This is a genomic window from bacterium SCSIO 12741 (genome assembly GCA_024398055.1).
GTDB lineage: Bacteria > Bacteroidota > Bacteroidia > Flavobacteriales_G > Salibacteraceae > SCSIO-12741.
Genome location: CP073749.1, coordinates 2,750,870 through 2,770,745, shown reverse-complemented (window position 1 = coordinate 2,770,745; position 19,876 = coordinate 2,750,870). Strand labels below are relative to the sequence as shown.

At 43.9% G+C, this 19,876-nt stretch carries 21 protein-coding genes; 6 read left to right on the top strand and 15 right to left on the bottom strand.

Annotated features, from left to right (window positions below):
• Positions 1 to 63: 63 nt before the first annotated feature.
• Positions 64 to 1,143 (bottom strand): DNA polymerase III subunit gamma/tau, encoded by a 1,080-nt coding sequence (gene dnaX, locus KFE98_11755; GenBank protein ID UTW60724.1) that lies wholly within the window; start codon positions 1,141 to 1,143, stop codon positions 64 to 66.
• Between the two features lie 113 nt (positions 1,144 to 1,256).
• A complete protein-coding gene (locus tag KFE98_11750; protein UTW60723.1) occupies positions 1,257 to 1,655 on the bottom strand; it encodes a four helix bundle protein in 399 nt (132 codons plus the stop codon).
• A 197-nt stretch (positions 1,656 to 1,852) separates the two neighbouring features.
• Between KFE98_11750 and KFE98_11745 the strand changes: the two genes are divergently transcribed.
• The 4 genes from KFE98_11745 (at position 1,853) to KFE98_11730 (ending at position 3,663) form a co-directional block, all read left to right on the top strand.
• Positions 1,853 to 2,200, top strand: a complete 348-nt coding sequence (locus tag KFE98_11745; protein ID UTW60722.1) for a 30S ribosomal protein S6 — start codon at positions 1,853 to 1,855, stop codon at positions 2,198 to 2,200.
• A 36-nt stretch (positions 2,201 to 2,236) separates the two neighbouring features.
• Positions 2,237 to 2,506: a 30S ribosomal protein S18 gene (gene rpsR, locus KFE98_11740; protein UTW60721.1), complete on the top strand. Its 270-nt coding sequence runs from the start codon at positions 2,237 to 2,239 to the stop codon at positions 2,504 to 2,506.
• 29 nt (positions 2,507 to 2,535) lie between these two features.
• On the top strand, positions 2,536 to 2,982 hold the full coding sequence (rplI, locus tag KFE98_11735) for a 50S ribosomal protein L9 (protein ID UTW60720.1): 447 nt from the start codon (positions 2,536 to 2,538) through the stop codon (positions 2,980 to 2,982).
• Positions 2,983 to 3,048: 66 nt separating this feature from the next.
• Complete coding sequence (locus tag KFE98_11730) at positions 3,049 to 3,663, top strand: BatD family protein (GenBank protein UTW60719.1); 615 nt, start codon at positions 3,049 to 3,051, stop codon at positions 3,661 to 3,663.
• 524 nt (positions 3,664 to 4,187) lie between these two features.
• Here the strand turns inward: KFE98_11730 and KFE98_11725 are convergent.
• From KFE98_11725 to lpxK, 7 genes are all read right to left on the bottom strand, one after another.
• The gene (locus KFE98_11725) at positions 4,188 to 5,834 is read right to left on the bottom strand and encodes a M1 family metallopeptidase (GenBank protein ID UTW60718.1); all 1,647 of its coding nucleotides are present in this window, start codon (positions 5,832 to 5,834) and stop codon (positions 4,188 to 4,190) included.
• Positions 5,785 to 7,767 (bottom strand): T9SS type A sorting domain-containing protein, encoded by a 1,983-nt coding sequence (locus KFE98_11720; protein UTW60717.1) that lies wholly within the window; start codon positions 7,765 to 7,767, stop codon positions 5,785 to 5,787. Before KFE98_11720 ends, KFE98_11725 begins: the two co-directional genes overlap by 50 nt.
• Positions 7,725 to 8,174: a hypothetical protein gene (locus KFE98_11715; protein ID UTW60716.1), complete on the bottom strand. Its 450-nt coding sequence runs from the start codon at positions 8,172 to 8,174 to the stop codon at positions 7,725 to 7,727. Before KFE98_11715 ends, KFE98_11720 begins: the two co-directional genes overlap by 43 nt.
• Before the next feature lie 75 nt (positions 8,175 to 8,249).
• The gene (locus tag KFE98_11710) at positions 8,250 to 9,371 is read right to left on the bottom strand and encodes an AhpC/TSA family protein (protein ID UTW60715.1); all 1,122 of its coding nucleotides are present in this window, start codon (positions 9,369 to 9,371) and stop codon (positions 8,250 to 8,252) included.
• A complete protein-coding gene (gene gatB / locus KFE98_11705) occupies positions 9,371 to 10,825 on the bottom strand; it encodes an Asp-tRNA(Asn)/Glu-tRNA(Gln) amidotransferase subunit GatB (GenBank protein UTW60714.1) in 1,455 nt (484 codons plus the stop codon). Before gatB ends, KFE98_11710 begins: the two co-directional genes overlap by 1 nt.
• Positions 10,826 to 10,945: 120 nt before the next feature.
• A complete protein-coding gene (locus tag KFE98_11700) occupies positions 10,946 to 11,764 on the bottom strand; it encodes a purine-nucleoside phosphorylase (protein UTW60713.1) in 819 nt (272 codons plus the stop codon).
• On the bottom strand, positions 11,736 to 12,806 hold the full coding sequence (gene lpxK, locus KFE98_11695; protein UTW60712.1) for a tetraacyldisaccharide 4'-kinase: 1,071 nt from the start codon (positions 12,804 to 12,806) through the stop codon (positions 11,736 to 11,738). Before lpxK ends, KFE98_11700 begins: the two co-directional genes overlap by 29 nt.
• 93 nt (positions 12,807 to 12,899) lie before the next feature.
• On the opposite strand from lpxK, the gene KFE98_11690 reads away from it, so the two are divergent.
• Positions 12,900 to 13,994, top strand: a complete 1,095-nt coding sequence (locus KFE98_11690) for a Nif3-like dinuclear metal center hexameric protein (protein ID UTW60711.1) — start codon at positions 12,900 to 12,902, stop codon at positions 13,992 to 13,994.
• Positions 13,995 to 14,002: 8 nt separating this feature from the next.
• Positions 14,003 to 14,785 (top strand): hypothetical protein, encoded by a 783-nt coding sequence (locus KFE98_11685; GenBank protein UTW60710.1) that lies wholly within the window; start codon positions 14,003 to 14,005, stop codon positions 14,783 to 14,785.
• 66 nt (positions 14,786 to 14,851) lie between these two features.
• Here the strand turns inward: KFE98_11685 and KFE98_11680 are convergent, their stop codons facing one another.
• The 6 genes from KFE98_11680 to KFE98_11655 all read right to left on the bottom strand — a co-directional run bounded on the left by KFE98_11680 (position 14,852) and on the right by KFE98_11655 (position 19,875).
• Positions 14,852 to 16,342, bottom strand: a complete 1,491-nt coding sequence (locus KFE98_11680; GenBank protein UTW60709.1) for a hypothetical protein — start codon at positions 16,340 to 16,342, stop codon at positions 14,852 to 14,854.
• A 14-nt stretch (positions 16,343 to 16,356) separates the two neighbouring features.
• Positions 16,357 to 16,719: a hypothetical protein gene (locus KFE98_11675; GenBank protein ID UTW60708.1), complete on the bottom strand. Its 363-nt coding sequence runs from the start codon at positions 16,717 to 16,719 to the stop codon at positions 16,357 to 16,359.
• Between the two features lie 14 nt (positions 16,720 to 16,733).
• Complete coding sequence (locus KFE98_11670; protein ID UTW60707.1) at positions 16,734 to 17,096, bottom strand: hypothetical protein; 363 nt, start codon at positions 17,094 to 17,096, stop codon at positions 16,734 to 16,736.
• 63 nt (positions 17,097 to 17,159) lie between these two features.
• Positions 17,160 to 18,173, bottom strand: coding sequence for an aminotransferase class I/II-fold pyridoxal phosphate-dependent enzyme (locus KFE98_11665; protein UTW60706.1), 1,014 nt, complete (start codon positions 18,171 to 18,173; stop codon positions 17,160 to 17,162).
• 19 nt (positions 18,174 to 18,192) lie between these two features.
• Complete coding sequence (locus tag KFE98_11660; GenBank protein ID UTW60705.1) at positions 18,193 to 18,834, bottom strand: O-methyltransferase; 642 nt, start codon at positions 18,832 to 18,834, stop codon at positions 18,193 to 18,195.
• 6 nt (positions 18,835 to 18,840) lie between these two features.
• Positions 18,841 to 19,875: a trypsin-like peptidase domain-containing protein gene (locus tag KFE98_11655; protein UTW60704.1), complete on the bottom strand. Its 1,035-nt coding sequence runs from the start codon at positions 19,873 to 19,875 to the stop codon at positions 18,841 to 18,843.
• Position 19,876: the final 1 nt, after the last annotated feature.

Here is a 19,876-nt window from a genome sequence, read left to right as displayed (position 1 = left end):
CCGGAGCCGAAATGGATTGAAGTAAAATGGGAAACTGATCTTCTAATTCGAGCCAGAGGTCAGTTAAGTCTTTTTTTTTTCCAGCACTTTGGATGCAGATGCCAACTGCATGAGGGTCAACTCAACCAACAGACGCTGATTTTTGCTGGATTTGTACTGCACATCACTTTTGGAAATAACACGCAATCCATAGAGCAACCACTCTTGTTCAATAGACTTGGCTTGCTCAGCATAGCGGGCTTTTACATTGTCCCCTACCAAAAGCAATTTCAAAGTTGCCTCGTCTTTACACACGAGCAGATTTCTGAAATGTTCGGCCAATCCGTTGATGAAATTGTGGCCGTCGAAACCGTGTTCCAAAATCTCGTCAAACAACAACAAAGCCTGAGGCAAAGTACCCGTAGCTAAGTGATCTGAAAGCTTGAAGTAGTAATCGTAATCGAGTACATTCAGGTTTTCGATCACATCTTTATAGGTGATGTTGTTTCCACAGAAACTTACGATCTGATCAAAAATCGAAAGCGCATCACGCATAGCACCATCCGCCTTCTGGGCAATAACGTGCAAGGCATCTTGTTCCGCTTCAACCCCTTCTTTTTTGGCAATACCATCCAACTGAGCCACCATGTCGGGAATCTCGATCCGCTTAAAATCGAAAATCTGACAGCGCGACAAAATGGTAGGAATAATCTTGTGCTTTTCTGTGGTAGCCAAAATAAAAATGGCGTACTCAGGTGGCTCTTCGAGCGTCTTCAAAAAGGCATTAAAGGCCGCTTGAGAAAGCATGTGAACCTCATCGATGATGTAGACGCGGTACTTACCCGTTTGAGGAGGGATTCTCACCTGATCAATCAGATTTCGAATATCTTCTACCGAGTTGTTCGAGGCAGCATCCAGTTCAAAAATGTTGAACGAAAAATCTTCATCTTCCGGATTCTCAACACCATCCAAATTGATCTTTCTGGCCAGGATACGAGCACAAGTGGTTTTACCTACTCCACGAGGTCCGCAAAACAAAAAAGCCTGAGCCAAATGATTATTGGCAATGGCATTGTCTAACGTCCGGGTAATAGCACTTTGCCCAACCACCTGATCAAAGGTAGCGGGACGATACTTACGAGCTGAAACAACGAAATTTTCCATAGCCAAATGCGGGTAGCAAATATAGAGGAATGGATGTGCTATAACGGCTGGAAGGATGGATAATTTGTCAACAATTTTAAATTTTTAGGGTCAATTTTTAATGATCAATTATTCTACCTCTTGTGATAAGTTTTTGGATATTTTGATGTTCCAGAAAACAATCTTTTCTTAACTGTAGAGATGCTGGCATAGGTAATCTTGACTAATTCCTCACACTCCTTCTCTAGGCCATTAAATTTTGACAGATCACTTGATTTGTTCAGCCCTTCTAAAATCTGGAGACATACGAAGGTTTCCCTTAATTCCTTCAGGACTATACTTTGTTTGTGAATGAAATCTTTATCTGACTCACTTCCTACCGATTCTGCATAGTTTAACGCAGATGAAGTTGAAGACCTTATTAATTGCTTGCATAAATGGTCACAGGCAAATGTTTTTTGAATGGTATCGGTATAATTGACAGCTGAGATGGAAAAGGCAATTAGCCTTTGCTCTAAATCATATGTTCTCATTAGTAAAGGTTAGTTTTGATTTTGGTTTTATTCGGTTGTTGCTCAAATTTAGTTGAAATAATCTAATGACTAATCGACCCGCCAAATTGATCATTGAAAATTTAACCTGACCATTGAACATTCCACAAAAAAGCAGTACTTTTGCCGACTCTTTTTAAGAGATTGTAAATTTCAATAAATCAAAAATTTAAGTAGAAATGGTTAATCGTTATGAAACTGTTTTCATTCTAACTCCCGTTTTATCTGAAGATCAGGTAAAGGAAACAGTCAAAAAATTCGAGGATCTTTTGAAGTCGTTAGGTGCAAACATCACCTACCAGGATCACTGGGGATTGCGCAAGCTGGCTTACCCTATTCAGAAAAAATCAACTGGTTTTTACCACTTGTTTGAGTTTGAATTAGAAGGAAGTCAAATTGCACGTCTGGAAATTGAGATGAAACGTGATGAGCGTATTATGCGGTTCTTGTCTATCAAAATGGACAAGCACTCCATCAAATTCGCAGAGAGCAGAAGAAAGACAGATAAAACTCCGGCTGAAGCCTAAATACTTGTTAAGTAAAACGCATTAAAAGAAAAGACCATGGCAGATAATCAAAACGAGATCAGATATCTGACTCCGATTAACATCGAAATCAAAAAGGAAAAATTCTGTCGCTTCCGTAAGAGCAGAATTAAGTACATCGATTATAAAGACGCTAACTTCCTGTTGAAGTTTGTGAACGATCAAGGTAAAATTCTTCCTCGTCGTATCACTGGTACTTCACTCAAATACCAGCGTAAAGTTTCCACCGCTATTAAAAGAGCTAGACATTTGGCTTTGATGCCTTACACCGGCGATTTGATCAAATAATTCATTTAAAAAGACAGGAGACAGTTACGATGGAAGTTATATTGAAACAAAACGTAAAGGGCTTAGGCGATACCGATGATTTGGTAACAGTAAAAGACGGTTACGGAAGAAACTACCTGATCCCTAAAGGAATGGCTATTGTAGCAACTGATTCAGCTCGCAAGGTTAGAGAAGAAAACCTAAGACAAAGAGCTCACAAAATTCAGAAGCTACGCGATGAGGCTGAATCTACAGCTAAGAAATTGGCTGAGATCTCAATCAAAGTAGGTGCTAAAGTTGGTGAGAACGGAAAAATCTTCGGTTCTGTTACTAACCTGCAGGTGGCTGACGCGATTAAGAAACTTGGTTTCGACATCGACCGTAAGAACATCAGCATTTTGGAAGAGCCAATTAAGCAAATTGGTACTTACGAAGCCAAAATCAAATTGCACAAGGAAATCGAAAGTGCAGTTAAGTTTGAAGTGATTGAGGAGTAATTCTCAAACGCCATAAATTTTAAAAAGCCTTCTGCCTTTGGTAGAGGGCTTTTTTATTTTCGCACCATGAATAAACTACTTTTCGCCCTTTACCTGATCGCTCTCCCTGCCTTAGGATGGAGCCAACAAGATTCTGTAAAAACCGAAATCAAGCCAACTGAAGTAAAACGATTTGGAGTTTTTAAGGTGAGCTTCTCCTGCTCCTGTTCACCCGATTCCATTTCTCAAGTTCAGATTCCACGTTACATAGAGGTTATGTCAGGCCCCAATCGTTCGAGCTCCACGAGCATTGCTAATGGGAAAATGAATACAACCACAACGATTACCTATCTATTAAAAGCTAACAAGCCTGGTGAATATAGTTTTACCAGTCCTCGTTTTGTTAGTGAAGGCCAGACGCTCGTTTCAAGTACACAAAAAATGACCGTGCTATCCGAAGTGGCCAGTGAAAAGGAGCAAGAGATTGGAAAAAAGACCTCATCGGTATTCGACAACTTCTTCAATCAGAACCCTCCAGACACCACTTTAACCTATCGCATCGTCATTCAAGCGGATTCAGGATATGTCACACAAAGTCGAGGAAAATATGGAAGGGGAATCAAGGTTAGAGATTTATCCAACAAAGAAGTTTCCAAACTACTCAAAAGCCTAAAACTTCCCACAGCCACAGAGACTAAATAAAGGCGGAAATCGGATTTAGCACTGTAGTCCTCCGTGACAAGGCTTAAGCCTCTAAAACAATTAAATACACGCCTTAAAAGGCAATCTATGACCCACGCCTGGGTCGCTGCAATATTACCTATCCCGAAGTTGGATCGCCTGTAACTCATGGAAATAGGAACAAAACCCAAATCAATCACCCTGATGTACAATACATTAGGTCAGGGAAACGAAAATGGTCACTAAGGAAAAAACTATTGGGTGTTGGAAAGGGATGCGCTAATCTTGATATCGCATCGCATCATCAGCTCTAAGAATGCAAAAAGGGTTTCAAAGAAACCCTCATTGCATCAACCAACCAACCTTAAACTAAACTATAATGAATCGAGCGATTCATGATTATCCTATTACCATTCTTATACCAAATTTGGCATCATCAAGTGCCAATTTTGTTTTCACCTGATTCACAGCAGTTTAGATCCATGCCAAAATTTGACACCCACCAACAATAGTCCCAAATTGGGAATTTCCGTCCAGAATGGGGATTATTTTCGATTAATAAGCAAACTTTTGGAGCTCCAATTAATTGCTTTTGGAGCCTGGTCCATAGGGAATTCCACTTTCCATTCCTTATCCGTTACCAAGTAATCATGCAGCATTTGCTCGTCGCCTGCAGATACCACTTCAATTTGCACCGGTAGTGCAAAGGGCTTGTCCTGTTCTTGTATGATTTGAACCACAGCCTTCTTAGAAGCCTCATCGTACTCCCAAGTATAGGCCACGGTTGGAATTCCAGGATTGTATAACCACGTATCAAACAGCGGCTTAAGGTCTTTTCCAGATGCCTTTTCTAGCATCTCCCTCAAATCCTCGGACCAGGCATTACTGTACTGATAAGTCTCGTAATACTCCTTAACACCGGTCCAAAATGCGCGATCTCCCACATAACTTCTTAATGTATGAAGAAACCAAGCCGCCTTTTGATAAGTGCTTGGAGTTAGCAAGCGGTTCAAATCGCGAATATTGGTATCAATAATGGCGCTCTTGGGATTTACCTTTAAATACCGCTTCACTCGCTCCCCAGCCTGATTCATTCCTTTATCAAAGGCCGCTTCGCCGTATACGTCCTGCTTAAAGACCTCGGTTAAATACGTCGCAAAACCTTCTGAAAGCCAAACATGGTGCCAATCCGCTTCACTGGCGGAGTTCCCAAACCACTGATGCGCAATCTCATGAGTCAATAAAGGCTCCTCACCTCTTTTACCATCGATGGAATTCTCATGGTAAAAAATACAGCCGGCGTTTTCCATGCCCCCATATCGGGTTTTGGATTGCACGTTAGCCAGTTTCTCATAGGGATAGGGAGCTATCTTCTTTTCAAACCACCTCAGAATATCAGTAGCCCGAGCATAATCGTAAAATCCCTTCTCTCTTTCCTGCGGATAAACCCAGGCTGAGACCTCGTGACCGTTTACCTCTCCGGAAATATCCATGGCAAATCGAGCAACACCTACCACCATCACCTTGGTTGGCAGTTCTTTAGAAGAAATCCAGTGGGTCAATTTCTGACCATTCCCAATATGGGAAATCTCTTTTAAGGCTCCATTTGACACTACTGAATAATACTCGGGAGCAGTCACTTTAAACTCCAAAGTGGCCTTATCGTAGGGATGATCAACCAGAGGAAGCCAATGGTGGGCACGGTTTGGCCAATTATCACCAAAAAAGGTACGATCGCCAAACTTATTTTCACCGATAATCAATCCATCAGCAGGTATCCCACTGTACTCAACCACCACCTGCATTTCTTTGCCCGTATCGTAGAATTCACCGAGGTTTATGTACAATACGTCCTTTTTCTGTTTAAATGAAACGCCAAAGTTTAGGGCAGATACTGCACTTACGGTCATGCCCGTTTTGCCCTTAGCAGATTGAACCAAATCCAATTGAATCTCGTCCGTTCTATCGGTGAGTTTAAGATCAATGGAAGTCTTTCCATAAAGGCTATCAGAACGGTCGCTCAATTCCAACTCAAAAACATAATGCTTTACATCAAAACCACGATCTCGGTTGTAGCCATCCTGCGCTATTCCCAAAATTGGAAACAGCAAAACAACTACTGATAACCAACCTTTTACTCCACTATTTTTGAATAACAATCCTTCCAAAACTCCAATCATTGGTTTCTTCATTTCCAATTAAATAAAAATATACCCCGTTATCCAGAGTCTGAGTTGGCACGGTTAAGCGCTTCTCCCCCTTATTCCAGAGATAATGTCCTTTTTCCTTTCCGCGAATATCCAACAGCACCACATCCCTGGCTTCTTGATCTGAAATTCGCTCAAAATGGATTTGATCTTTGGCTGGGTTGGGATAGACCATCCAAGGTTTTTCTTCAAATGGATAGGCTCCCAGGCTCAACAAGGATTCATTGATGGAACTGTCGCGTTCGGCCAGGACATATTCCCCCAATTGCAATTGAGTGATCTGAACGGTACCGTTACTATCATTTGGTGCTCCAGCTAACACGTTGTAATGAGGATACAACTCCCAATCGGCGCCAGGGAATTCGCGGTACAAAAGCACCAGGCTATCTTCATGGTATTGAATCAAACCCTGATCCACACCATTGGATTTGGCCCGGTAGAATATCGCTCCGTTAAAAGTGGCGTCCTTGTCCCAGCCGGTAACGGCAAAATATCTCCTCGGATTTACCCTTACACCCAAATCCACTGCGTTCTTCAGATCAATAAAGGGCGAAGTCCAATGAGCAGCTACTTTAACGTAAGCAGAGTCTTTCACTGACCCACAACTCACTGCCATATTGATATGCGTTACATTTAATCCTCCTGGCTGCTTTACAACCTGCTCCTGAGAGGTCATCGCATAATTCAATTCATGATCACGATTGAGCTCAGCAAATACAGCCCATCCCGGTATATCAATAGCAAAGTTGCTTACCTCTCCATTTACGATAATGGGATGATCTGAAGCATTCCACAAGGAATCCCATAAAGTAAGGGTTAGCGGAACCTCGTCGTACCATTCTACGCTTCCTCCTTTTCGTTGACGAATACGTACATGGGCCCGGTTCAATCCGGCAGTAGCTTCCATATAAAAGGTATCCACCGAGAACCCGGGAAATCCAGGCTCAAAAACCCATCGATCAAAAAATGAGGTGTGATCTTTACCTGTATAGGAAGTCAAAAAGTCTCGAAGCGTATAGCTATTAACATGATCAAACTGAAAGGAATCCAGAAAAGCGGTCATGGCATCGTAGAATACAGCGTCACCCAACCAAGTTTTCAAATTATAACCAACCAACGATCCTTTGCGATAGGTGTGGGTGCCATAGGTATGGATACGTGGTACGCCCGAGATGGGTTGATATCCATCTTCCTCCAAGGGAGCATCATGAACCACCATAAACAAGTTGGAAGCCATATCCGCCTTCATGACCTCATCGCCATATAGATCTTCTTGAAAAACGTATTCACTAAATACTGCCATACCCTCGTTGATCCACATATCACGATCGGTTTCACAGGTCACCAAATTCCCCCACCAGTGATGCGAAAGTTCGTGTGCCATAGTCGTTTCATCGGGGAATTGACCACCCGGAAAAATGGGATAACAAATATTAGTAGCATGCTCCATCGCCCCTTGTGTGGTTAGGCTATACCCTACTCGATCCCAATGATAGGGACCAAAGGCTTTTTCATAACTGCGGTAGGCGGAGTCGAGATTAACGAAGGCATTTTTCAATCGGTTGACATCACCTGGAAGAGCGTATAGACTCTTGGGCATAGGACCATACACGCCCTGAATGGTATCAAGTATGGGGGTGTAATTTGCAACCGCTATTCCATACAAATAGGTAGGAATCTGTTGATTCAATTGCCAGTGATACACCAGTGTATCCAATCCCAATGTATCTACTTGGGTTAGAACACCGCTTCCCACTCCCAATCTACCTCCTGTGGTTTTAAGGCTCAAATCATAGGTGGCTCGCTCCACAAAATTGTCGAAACAAGGGTGCCATACTTTCCCAAGATTATGGGGTATGGTTTCAAAACCGACTCCTAAGTTAAAAGCATAACTTCCAGACTTGTACCATCCCCCCATTGTCCATCCTGATAGGGCTTTCCCTGATACCAAACTTCAATGGTCTGCCGGTCACCGGTGTTCATGGTAGGAAGGTTTACTCGGAGTAAACTGTCATTGTACGTATAAGTGGCTGTATTTCCTCCCACTTCCACTTGAGCAACCTGCATTTTGAGCAGATCAAGTTCGATGGAATTCAAATTGTTTTGACGAGCTTCTACGGTTAGCTCGCAATACCCTTTCACTTGCCCGCCGCTCCAATCGGAAACGTCGAGATCTACGTCGTAATGAAGAATATCGAAGGTATCGCTTCGTTCATTTTCAGTGGAAGTCCAGGGACCGTGGGTATGGGTTTGTGCCGAGGCGTCAATTCCCAGTAGGAAGAAAGCCATAAAAAACCAGCACCCGATGTTTAACCATTTATTCATGGCCTAAAAATAACACCCCTAAATGAATTTGGAGGAATTTGAAGACAAGGTCTCCAAAAAGAAGAGCAGACAGGCCTATTGGGCCACCAGTTCAGCTACCCGAGCTGGTAAGTCTGGCCCTCTCAAGTTGCGAGCGAGGATGGTTCCGTTTTCGTCAACCAGAAAGTTCGCCGGAATACCATTCACATTATAAACCTTACAAGCTACCGAATTCCATTGCTGGAGGTCACTCAAATGAGTCCACGTGAGGTTATCCTGGGCAATTGCAGCTTGCCATTGCTCCTTATTTTTATCCAGCGAAATACCGATTACATCAAAACCTTTGCTCTTAAACTGATTGTAGGTACTTACCACATTGGGGTTCTCCGCCCGACATGGACGACACCAGGCAGCCCAAAAATCAACCAAGGTCACTTTACCCAACATGGAATACAGCGTCTTGGAAGTTCCATTTTCATCGGGCAAGCTGATATCCGGCAACTTACCACCAACCTGCAAAGCCTTAACGCGTTCGATCATTTCATTGAAATCGGTCAACAATGGATCACCGGAAATTTTGCTTTCCAAGCCAGCGCTTACTTTTTCATACAAAGCCAATTCCTGCTCCGGATCTAAGCGGCGAATAGCACTCAATGAAGCCAGGTAGTTGGAGTTGTTACCCACAAACTTCTTAATGTCTTCCATCGCCTGAATCTGCAGTTGCTGTTGCGCTCCCTGCAGGGTTTGATAGCGAGCAAAATCCTGATTCATTTGAGCGTTTTGCAACTGACGGTTGTTTTCCTGAATACGCTCCACATAGCCATTAAACAGGTCATTAAATTCTTTCAGTTTCGACGTCTCTTCTGAATTAACCACCTCATAACTGTCTTCCAACTTGGATGCATCAGCATTTAAGGTTACCGTATCATTGGGGCCTAAAATGACGTTTACAAAGTTGTTGTTAGCCACAAACAAGCGGTAAAAACCCAACTGATTCACCGATGGACCGATCCGATAGTTTCCTTCGGCATCAATCTTCAAGGTATCCATGGGCTCCACATTGTTGGTAGTCAACTTCTGAAGAACAACGAATTTACCTTCTTCAACTCCTGTGAGTTTTCCCGTTAGAATGGTCCCGGTAGGACTCGTTACATCAGGCTTGGTATTGCAAGCAGCAACCACTCCGGCTGCCATTAAGATTAAGGCAAATTTCTTCATTATTGTTCCAGTTTTTCTCTCAACATTTTATTGGCCAATTTGGGGTCAGCCTTTCCACGGGACATTTTCATCACCTCACCCATAAACATTCCAATGAGGCCTTTTTTCCCTTGTTTGTACTCTTCGACCTTAGCTGGATTGTTTTGAAGCACTGCTTCTACAAATTCCAACAAGGCATCTTCATTACTTTCCTGAATCCAGTTATTTTTTTCAGCAATCGACTGGGGTGCTTCTTCAGGGTTCTTGAGCAATTCCGGGTAAATCTTCTGGCTGGCTACCGAGTTACTCACTTTGCCATCAGCAATCAAATTTACAAGGGCGGCCAGGTTAGCTGCAGAAATGGGGAACTCATCTACGCCCAATCCTTTTTCATTCAAATACCCTTTCACCTCACCCATAAGCCAGTTGGCAGCTGACTTATAATGCTTGGTATGAGCAACCAGCTCCTCGTAATACAAGGCAATTGGCTTCGAATCGGTGATCAGGCCGGCGTCGTATTCTGACAAGCCCAATTCACTCGTGTATTTCTTAAACAGATCCGATGGTAAAGGCGGCATGTTGCTACGCACGGCTTCAATGTCTTTTTCGGTAACAAATACCGGTAGAAGATCAGGTTCTGGGAAGTAGCGGTAATCATTGGCTTCTTCCTTACTACGCATACTGGCTGTAGTTCCAGATAAAGCATCGAAAGAGCGGGTTTCCATGAAGATTTCATCTCCATTTTCGAGGCAATCGATCTGGCGATTGATTTCAAACTCAATAGCACGTTGAACGTTACGCATCGAGTTCATGTTTTTTACCTCTACCTTGATTCCAAATTTATCCGATTCGCGAAGTTTTACTGAAATATTGGCATCGCAACGCAAACTTCCTTCTTCCATGTTACCATCACAGATATCCATGTAACGAACGAGCTTTCTAACCTCAGATAAATACTGATAAGCTTCTTCTCCACTTCTTAAGTCTGGCTCCGTTACAATCTCCACCAAAGGAACGCCTGCACGATTCAGGTCAATTAAGGTGTTGAATGGATCCTGATCGTGAATACTTTTCCCGGAATCTTCCTCCATATGGATACGGGTCAGGTGAATTTCCTTTTCACTGCCATCCTCTAATCGAATACGCACCGATCCACCGTTACATATAGGAGTATCGTCCTGCGTAATCTGATACCCCTTAGGCATATCCGCGTAGAAGTAGTTTTTTCTGGAAAAACGGTTCTCTTCCCGGATCTCACATCCACAAGCCAATCCCAATCGGATGGCATGTTCCAACGTTTTTTTATTGAATCGAGGCAAAGTTCCCGGATGAGCGAGGGTAATGGCACTTACCAAGGAATTGGGTGCTGCACCATATTCATTCCGATCGGAAGAATAAGCCTTGCTCTCGGTCTGTAATTGAGCGTGGACTTCAAGTCCAATTACAGCCTCGTATTTATCGTACATTTTATACATTCCGGCATCTATTAATCCCTCCGGCACAATGAAGGCTGGGCGCGGAGTTCATTAGGTTTGCAAAGGTAACAGAGTTGTGCATTCTCAAGGAGTGCCCAAAACATTCTTTCACAGCTTTTATCAGTCAGGTAAATGGTCCAACATTTCACCGATAATAGCTGCCATTTTAGGCTCTGCCGCTTCGGCTGCACGCTGCACATCTTCGTGGGTTACTTTCACAATTTTACCTGGCACTCCCAAGTCTGTAATTACCGACATGGCAAAACAAGCCAATCCCATGTGGTGACCGGCGATTACTTCTGGTACCGTAGACATCCCAACCGTGTCGGCTCCGATCACCCGAATGTAATGGTACTCAGCAGGAGTTTCCAGGCAAGGACCACTCACTCCGGCATAAATACCCTTCTGCACTTTAATACCGAGTTTGTTGGCCGCATCCGTAGCCATTTGAATTAGATTGGCATTATAGGACTGACTCATATCCGGAAAACGTGGACCCAACTCATCTTCATTTGGCCCCATAAGAGGATTAGAAGGAAAGAGGTTAATATGATCCGTCTGAATCATCAGATCTCCGATTTCAAAATCAGGATTCACACCACCTGAAGCATTGGATAAAAAGAGATACTTAACTCCCAATTTTGCCATCACCCGAATGGGGAAAACAAGCGTATGCATGGAATGCCCTTCGTAGTAATGGAAGCGCCCTTGCATGGCCACAACCGGCTTCCCATTTAAACGACCAAACACCAACCTTCCGGCATGGCCTTCAACCGTCGTTTCAGGAAAACCTGGAATATCTTTATAATCAAAGGAATGGGTAATTTCCATGGAGTCCGTCAAGTTGCCCAAACCGGATCCAAGAACTAACCCTACAACCGGCTTTTCCCCTGTTTGTTCCCGGAGGAAATCAGCTGTACTGGATATTTCTTTCAACATAATTAATGATTCTTTCGTCAAACTCCTGCTGATCTTTTCCGTGGAAAGTCACTTCGATCGGCAAGTAATATATAGGATAGGATTCCAGGATTTCCCGGATTCCTGGTAGTTGCATTCTAATGGAATCTTTCTCCGTAGTGAGAATAATTTTACGTTCCCCTTTCAGCCCTTCATAGCCCGAAACTATTCGATTGATATCGGACATTCCAAAAGCGTGGTGATCCGAAAACCTCAAGTGCTCTACTTCCTTTACGGAATTTTTGATCTTATAATAGAGGTTACCCGGCTTAGCTATTCCAGTAAATAAGAGAACAGAAAGCTGAGCATTCAACTTACCTTCAAAAGGTGGTAAAGAGGAATAAACAGGTTTTAGCGCCCCGTATTTGATGTAGGAAAAATAGACCGACTGGTAGGGCTTAACCTTTAACCTTTTGCGAATGGCTCTGGCATCCACCGGAGAAAAAATATCCGGACACTTAGTCACCACAATAATATCTGCCCGATTGGCACCTCTGCGAGGTTCACGCAAATATCCGGTTGGAAGAACAAAATCCTGAATGTATAGTCGACTGTAATCGGTCAATAGAATATTAAGGCCTGGAGTAACTGATCGATGCTGGAATGCATCATCCAAAATAACACCTTGTGTTTCGCTGTATTTCTTGAAAATTTCCCGAAGGCCTCTTCTGCGATTTCCATCAACGAAAATCGGCACCTCAGGGTAATTGGATTTAATCATGACCGGTTCATCCCCGCACTCTACAAACGTGGATTCGGATAAAACCTCGGCAAAACCTGATGTTTTTCTTCCGTACCCCCGACTTAGGGATGTAAAACGATAGTCTTTGCTAAGCAATTTCAACAAATACTCCACATGTGGACTTTTACCCGTTCCACCGGCAGCGAGGTTCCCCACATTGATTAAGGGGAAGGTATACCGTTGGCTGGAAAAGACTCCGATGTCGTACAGAAAATTCCTCACCAGAACAACAGCAGCGTACAACAGGGAGACGGGTAGCAATATGAACCGTAGTACTTTCATTGGGCTGACAAATTTATTCAATTTGGAGTAGCTCAATTCACCCAAATTGTCCTTTCCATTTTCCCGCTGTATCAGGTTTTATAAGTTTGTGAAATGAAGATTCAAGAAATCATTCGATCCCTCGAAAAATGGGCCCCTCCAGCACTTCAGGAATCCTACGACAATGCCGGCGTGATTTGTGGAGACACCCAACAGGAACTCACTGAAATTCTGGTGAGTTTGGATTGTACAGAAGCTATTGTGGATGAAGCCATTCAAAAAGGATGCAATCTCATTGTATCTCATCACCCTATAGTTTTTCGAGGTTTAAAGTCGTTGACCGGAAAAAATTACGTGGAACGCACGGTTATCAAAGCGATTCAAAACAACATTGTGCTTTATGCTACCCACACCAATCTGGATCACGTTTCCACAGGGGTAAATTTTCAGATTGGCCAGAAACTGGGCATTGAAAACCCGAAAATTTTAGCCCCGAAAAAAGACCTTTTGCAAAAGCTGGTCACATTTTGTCCTAAACAACAAGCCGAAGAGGTACGTCAAGCTTTATTTGATGCCGGTGCCGGCCACATCGGTCAATATGATCATTGCTCCTTTAATCAAGCGGGATCCGGAACTTTCAGAGCCTCTGAATCTGCGAATCCCTATGTGGGAGAAATCGGAAAGGAACACCTGGAAGAAGAGGTACGCATCGAAGTGGTGTTGCCGGCCTACTCCAAAAATCAAATTATTTCTGCTTTGCTCAAGGCCCATCCGTACGAAGAAGTCGCCTGGGACCTCTACAACCTGGCGAACGAGCACCCCACAACGGGTGCAGGTATGGTTGGCGACTTGAGTGAACCCATGGAAGTTGAAGCTTTTCTTACACTGCTTAAAGAGAGATTCAAGGTCCCGGTTGTTCGCCATACTCCCTTGGTAAAATCTAAAGTTCAGCGAATTGCCTGGTGTGGTGGAGCTGGAAGCTTTCTGATTGGGCAAGCCAAAAGAGCAGGTGCCGACCTCTATCTCACAGGCGACGTAAAATACCACGAATTCTTCGATGCTGAAGACGATTTAATCATTGCAGACATCGGGCACTTTGAAAGTGAGCAATTTACGATCCAATTGATTGCATCGCATCTAAAGCAAAATTTTTCTAAATTTGCATCCCATTTGACGGAGGTAAATACTAATCCTGTAAAATACTTTTAATTAAGCGTATGGCTAAAAAATCAAGCACGGTTACTATCGAAGAAAAATTGCGCTCATTGTACGACGTGCAGTTGATCGACGCCCGTATCAACCTGATTCGTTCTACCCGAGGTGAATTACCTAAGGAAGTAGAGAATCTGGAAGATGAACTGAACGAAGTACAAGGTCGGGTTCAGCAGCTGGAAGACGAAATCAAGCAATTGGAGTCTGAAATCAGTCATAAGAAAATCGCTTCTCAGGATTCTGAAGCTCAGATCAAGAAATACAAAACTCAACTGAAGGATGTGAAAAACAACCGTGAGTTTGAGGCTTTGTCAAAAGAAGTTGAGTACCAAGAACTGGAAATTGAATTGGCCAACAAACGCATTCGTGAGTTTCAAGCCAAAATCGCCAATAAACAAGAAATTCTGGAAATCGCTAATGGTAAACTTAGCGAGAAGAAAGAAGATCTCGCCGTGAAAAAAGGTGAGCTGGACAGCATTATTGCTGAAAACCAGAAAGAGGAAGACGATTTGATTAAATTGAGCGATAAGTATGCTGTAAACATCGAAGAGCGTTTACTTACGGCTTACCGCAGAATCCGCGACAATGCTAAAAACAAATTGGCTGTTGTACCGGTTATCGACGGAGCTACTCAAGGATCTTTCTTTATTGTTCCTCCTCAGCGTGAGTTGGATATTCGTGCCCGTAAGAAAATCATTTTCAGCGAGCACTGTGGTCGAATCTTGGTAGATGAGGATTTGGCAAACGAAGAATCTGAAAAAATGGAAGCAGTTTTCGCTAAAATGTAAACTACTCCAAAAACACATAAGAGAATCCCTCTGGTCGTAGATCAGGGGGATTTTTTTTTGCCCGATTTACAGGTATTCCTCAAATCGGAATCCAAAGGTAAGAACCACCTGATGAAAGTTGCGATCAACACGTGTCGGCTCTAATTTAACTCCCTCTGAGTAATGAAGGTACTGCTGAGAATTCTCCCGACGGGCAAAGGAGTATCCCAAATCGAAAAAGAGTTTTTCATACTTATAGCCAACCCCGACAGAAGCTCCCCATTGACTTCGATTTTTTCCCGATTGACGATAGGGATTGCCCCAATAGGAACCTCCCACCCTCCAGGATAAAGGGCCAAACACCCATTCGCTTCCCAGCCTATAATTAAAAGTGGCTTGAAAGGTTGTGTCAATTTCCGTATTGGCATCACTAAAGTCCATTTCAAAACCGGTGGTTGAAGCGTAACGCATTGAGGTGTAATCCACATACTCCACATCTAAATTAACGGACCCCACCTTGTATCGGACCCAGGCCAAACTTCCCACAAACTTGTAGGGAGAGTAATACCGGTATTGGTTATACCCTTTGGGAGATTCTGCAAATGAGGGAGATTTGTTTTTCCAGTGAGCATCAATTCTGGCCGTATAGTTATCGGAAAGTCGAAACCTTTCCTGGCTGTTAAATGCCAACCCCGCTCTCCATTGCTTCGACAAATGAAAAATGGCGCCCAGCTTAAAATAGAATCCGGTACCTGCAGTAGACAATTCGGTCACCTCTTTCCAGCTCCGAAGAACTGAATTGGTATCATCCTCGGGCAATATCTCGTAATAGGTCCACTTGTTTTGATACCGAATGGAACTAAAACCCAAGGTAGCCCCGAGGTACAATTTGTTTTGAAAATTGGTTCCTGCTCCCAGGTAAAAATCAGACATGCCCCGCATCGCTTCCTCTCGTCGACCTTGAACTTGGCCATACCAAGGGTTAGCATGGTAGTACTCCCCGTTGGCCGTATCCAACAGCTCTGCTCCCCAGGCCAAACCAGCACCAAATGGAAAATAGGCTACTATATCTTCCACAAAAAGACCAGGCTCTTCAACTACATCCAGCAAGTATCGATCGAGATAGGAACTTTCGTTGTTCACTCCTTCTGACACGATGTGCGAATAGAAATCGTTTTTATTCTTGTAACCAAAAGCAAAGGTTCCACCTTTAAAATCGGTGGTTTGAAAAGGCCCCGAAAAAACCACATCCAAATGAGACAGGCGCACCCCCGAACCACTTGCCGATTTAGTAGACCCGTAGTGCTCGGTGGTATGAGATTGTCCGGTGACGGCTAATCCAGCAGACGACATTCCCCTTCGAAACACACCCCATCCACCTGGATTTACACTGGCTCCAGAAGGATCAGCACCCAAGGCACCAAAGGATCCGGACATGCCAATAAAACGAGCACTTCCACCAATCTCGGTTTGGCCATATCGAATGGCGTCATCGTTGTTTTGAGCTTGTAGAAAAGGAAAACTAAGGCAAAAGGAAAAGATCAGAATTCCAGCCAGAAAAAACCGAGGCTTCCACATCGGCTACCTCCTTCTTACACCTGAAACTGTGGGACGTGGAGTGGATGGATTGCTACCTCCATAATTGGTCGCTCCACCACGGGTACTGTTATGGTATCCTGGGGCGTATAATTCTCATGGGTAGATCCGCGAGTCTGGTAGCGATTATTTGAATTTGGAAAAGTATACCCCGGATTTGGATTGGGCCGGTAGTTTTCCGTTCTTGAAGGTGGACGATAAACAATGGGTCGCACAGGGTCCGGATCGGAAGCTGAGCTCACTTGTGGCGCAAATCCAGAAGTTCTGGTATTCGGATAGTACGTTTGTCTGGGTGAATAAGGACCATAGGAAATCGGATAATAACCCGTATTTCCATTCGCCATATTCCAGGATCCCACTCCTACACCAGTTCCTACAGCAATGATCGTAGATCCAGTTCTCCCATTCTGCCTCCAAGAGTTATCTTCTTGGGATTGTAATAATCACTGGTGTCGGCTTCGAAAGAAACAGGATCATCTCCGCCAATTCCCAATCTTCTCTGATAATCCGGACGAAGGGAAGCTGCATAAGACTCATCGAAATAAACCAAGGCTGAATCCGGTACGGCCACCTGATCATTGAGTCCAATGGTATTGGGATTGATGTTATGGTGAGAAGGATCGCTGTAATACAAATCGTCCTCTACATAGTTGGATTGCAATTGGATAGACTGGCATGAAGTTAAGCTCACTACAGCCACCAAAACCAGAATTCCAAAACCAACTTTTCTTGTCATGATCAAACCTTTCAATGCAACTTTCATGCCTAAATCAGACCATAAAGTTACGAGGAAAAAGAATTAGATAGACAGTCGACTTGGAATTTCAGCCAGCATCGTGTCTGTAAAATCCAAATGAGTAACCATCCTGACCAAACCAGGACCGAAAGGAACCACTTTTAAACCATGGCTATCGAGCAACTGAATGTATTCGTTAACATCCATGGCGTCATCCAAGCGGTAAATGACAATATTGGTTTCCACTGGTAGCACCTCTTGAACATAGGACTGATCCTTGAGCATATCGGCCAATTGCCGAGCCCTTCTGTGATCATCTGCTAACCGATCCACTTGGTTGTTCATGGCAAAAAGGCCTGCAGCAGCCAAAAAGCCCGCCTGTCTCATACCTCCACCCATTCTCTTACGTACCCGCTTGGCTTCGTAAATAAATTCCTGATCGCCCAAAAGCAAAGAACCGACCGGAGCTCCAAGCCCCTTGGACAAACAAACACTTAGAGAGTCGAAATAGCGCCCTAATTCTCTTGGGTTCGATTTTTTGGCAATCAAGGCATTAAACACCCGAGCTCCATCCAAGTGCAAAGCCATCCGATTGTCGATACACAAGGTTCTGATTTCCCGAATAGACTCCAGGCGGTAGATACTACCTCCACCTTTGTTGGAGGTATTCTCCAGGCAAACCAGTTTTACTTTCGAAAAATGAGGATCATCGGGCGGTAGAGCAGCCTTCACCTGATCGGCGGAAAGTCGGCCTCTATCTCCTTCGAGCAGAATAGGACTTACACCTGAATTGGCGGACATCCCTCCCCCTTCATAACGATAGACATGAGCGTTGTGATCACAAATTACCGAATCGCCGGGGCGGGTATGAACCTGAATGGCCACCTGGTTTGCAAAAGTTCCACTTGGGAAAAATAAGCCAGCTTCTTTATTAAAAAGGGAGGCTGCGAATTGCTCCAATTCGATTACGGTAGGATCTTCTCCAAATACGTCATCCCCTACTTTGGCTTGCACCATCGCGTCCAGCATTCCTGGAGTTGGATGAGTAACGGTATCACTTCTTAAGTCTATAGTCATGGTTGAATTTATTTGGTGGTTACTTTACCCTTGCTACCATCAAGCCGTCTCGAATCGGCAGAAGTACGTTATCCACCCTAGGGTCCTTTTTTATTTTCATGTTGTAAGCCTGAAGAGCTTGAGTTTCCTGATCACCAGCAGCCGCTTCCTCGAGTACTTTTCCACTCCAAAGAACATTATCGGCAATGATGTATCCTCCAGGATTCATACGATCAATAACCTGATCAAAATAGTGGGCATAATTTTCCTTGTCCGCGTCGATGTATACCAGGTCAAAATTGCCTTCAATGTCGTCAATAATTTTAGCGGCTGTTCCGATATAGCGTTTGATCTTATCCCGGTTTTCACATTGCTCGAAGTAACGGTCCTGAATATCCTGCAACTCTTCGTTGTGATCAATGGTATGGACAACCCCATCTTCAGGCATTCCTTCTGCAAAACACATGGCCGAGTATCCGGTATAGGTTCCAATTTCGAGAACCACCCTGGGCCTAATCATAAATGACAACATGCTTAATACACGACCTTGGTAGTGTCCGGCGATCATTCGAGGAATCAGCACTTTGAGATGCGTCTCCCGATTCAGGTTTTTCAGAAGGTCAGGCTCATCGGCAGAATGCCGAACTACGTAATCATCCAGAATGGGATCTAAAAACTCCATAGCATTCTAATTTGTAGGAACATTTCCTTTAACGTCCATAATCTTTCCAGCTCGTAATACGCTCAAGGTAAACTCTCCTCCCGGAGGTAGATTGACCAGAATGTCGTTCGCTTTTTCCAGGTTTTCTTCCGTTGTAAAAGGCACTCCGTTAACACTCAAAATAATGTCTCCACCGATGAGCACTTCTTCTCCTTCGATGTAGGCCTTAAATGTTCCTCCTTGAAGTCCCATTCTCCCGGTAGGCGAAACCTTAACCACCTTTTGAACCAGCAATCCACCGGGTTGCGGAACGTTGAGCGCCGCAGCAATTTCATCTGTTACGTAAACACTTTCAAGTCCGGTCCAAAAATGATTTTCTTCCAATAGCATTTTGGAGGCAATTTCAGAACTGGCTGCGAAACCGATTCCTTCAAATCCACCACTTTGAGTGAGAATGTAGCTCACCAATCCGATCACCTCGCCTTTCATATTGAACATGGGGCCACCGGAGTTTCCCTGGTTGATAGAAGCATCGGTTTGAAAAAACTCCAACTTCTTACCGGAACCAGTCACCCGGTTCACATAATGACGTCCACTAATTACTCCACGAGAAAGGGAATGCTCCAACCCCATTGGCGCTCCAATGATAAAAATATCTTCACCCACCTTTACGTTTTCGCTGTTTCCGAGTGGGACTGCTTTTACGGCTTTAAAAGGCTTCCAGTCGAGTTTAATCAAGGCCACATCAGAATGAGGAACACTTCTCACAATGGTAGCTGGGATGGATTCGCCGGTTACGAATTCAACCTGTACTTTATCTGCCCCTTGAACCACATGAGCCGCGGTCATAATCAGGCCTTTTTCACTGTCTATTAATACTCCACTGCCCAATCCCTGAGCAGAAACTTGATTCAATCGACTACCACCGCCAAGCGCTTCTTTGCCCTCGGTATAAATCACCACTACGGCCGGATCAACCTTTTCATACAAAGCCACTAAATCCTGTGCGGATAGCGAAAAGCTGGCTACCAGGGCCAGAACTAAACCATAAATCTTTTTCATC

Coding starts and splice junctions, on each gene's coding strand:
- KFE98_11685 (UTW60710.1), top strand. CDS start 14,003: ATGGCTAAAAAATCAAGCACGGTTACTATCGAAGAAAAATTGCGCTCA.
- KFE98_11715 (UTW60716.1), bottom strand. CDS start 8,174: ATGAATAAATGGTTAAACATCGGGTGCTGGTTTTTTATGGCTTTCTTC.
- KFE98_11655 (UTW60704.1), bottom strand. CDS start 19,875: ATGAAAAAGATTTATGGTTTAGTTCTGGCCCTGGTAGCCAGCTTTTCG.
- KFE98_11720 (UTW60717.1), bottom strand. CDS start 7,767: ATGGGGGGATGGTACAAGTCTGGAAGTTATGCTTTTAACTTAGGAGTC.
- rplI (UTW60720.1), top strand. CDS start 2,536: ATGGAAGTTATATTGAAACAAAACGTAAAGGGCTTAGGCGATACCGAT.
- KFE98_11725 (UTW60718.1), bottom strand. CDS start 5,834: ATGAAGAAACCAATGATTGGAGTTTTGGAAGGATTGTTATTCAAAAAT.
- lpxK (UTW60712.1), bottom strand. CDS start 12,806: ATGAAAGTACTACGGTTCATATTGCTACCCGTCTCCCTGTTGTACGCT.
- gatB (UTW60714.1), bottom strand. CDS start 10,825: ATGTATAAAATGTACGATAAATACGAGGCTGTAATTGGACTTGAAGTC.
- KFE98_11750 (UTW60723.1), bottom strand. CDS start 1,655: ATGAGAACATATGATTTAGAGCAAAGGCTAATTGCCTTTTCCATCTCA.
- KFE98_11690 (UTW60711.1), top strand. CDS start 12,900: ATGAAGATTCAAGAAATCATTCGATCCCTCGAAAAATGGGCCCCTCCA.
- KFE98_11700 (UTW60713.1), bottom strand. CDS start 11,764: ATGTTGAAAGAAATATCCAGTACAGCTGATTTCCTCCGGGAACAAACA.
- KFE98_11680 (UTW60709.1), bottom strand. CDS start 16,342: ATGTGGAAGCCTCGGTTTTTTCTGGCTGGAATTCTGATCTTTTCCTTT.
- KFE98_11730 (UTW60719.1), top strand. CDS start 3,049: ATGAATAAACTACTTTTCGCCCTTTACCTGATCGCTCTCCCTGCCTTA.
- KFE98_11670 (UTW60707.1), bottom strand. CDS start 17,096: ATGACAAGAAAAGTTGGTTTTGGAATTCTGGTTTTGGTGGCTGTAGTG.
- KFE98_11665 (UTW60706.1), bottom strand. CDS start 18,173: ATGACTATAGACTTAAGAAGTGATACCGTTACTCATCCAACTCCAGGA.
- dnaX (UTW60724.1), bottom strand. CDS start 1,143: ATGGAAAATTTCGTTGTTTCAGCTCGTAAGTATCGTCCCGCTACCTTT.
- rpsR (UTW60721.1), top strand. CDS start 2,237: ATGGCAGATAATCAAAACGAGATCAGATATCTGACTCCGATTAACATC.
- KFE98_11710 (UTW60715.1), bottom strand. CDS start 9,371: ATGAAGAAATTTGCCTTAATCTTAATGGCAGCCGGAGTGGTTGCTGCT.
- KFE98_11660 (UTW60705.1), bottom strand. CDS start 18,834: ATGGAGTTTTTAGATCCCATTCTGGATGATTACGTAGTTCGGCATTCT.
- KFE98_11745 (UTW60722.1), top strand. CDS start 1,853: ATGGTTAATCGTTATGAAACTGTTTTCATTCTAACTCCCGTTTTATCT.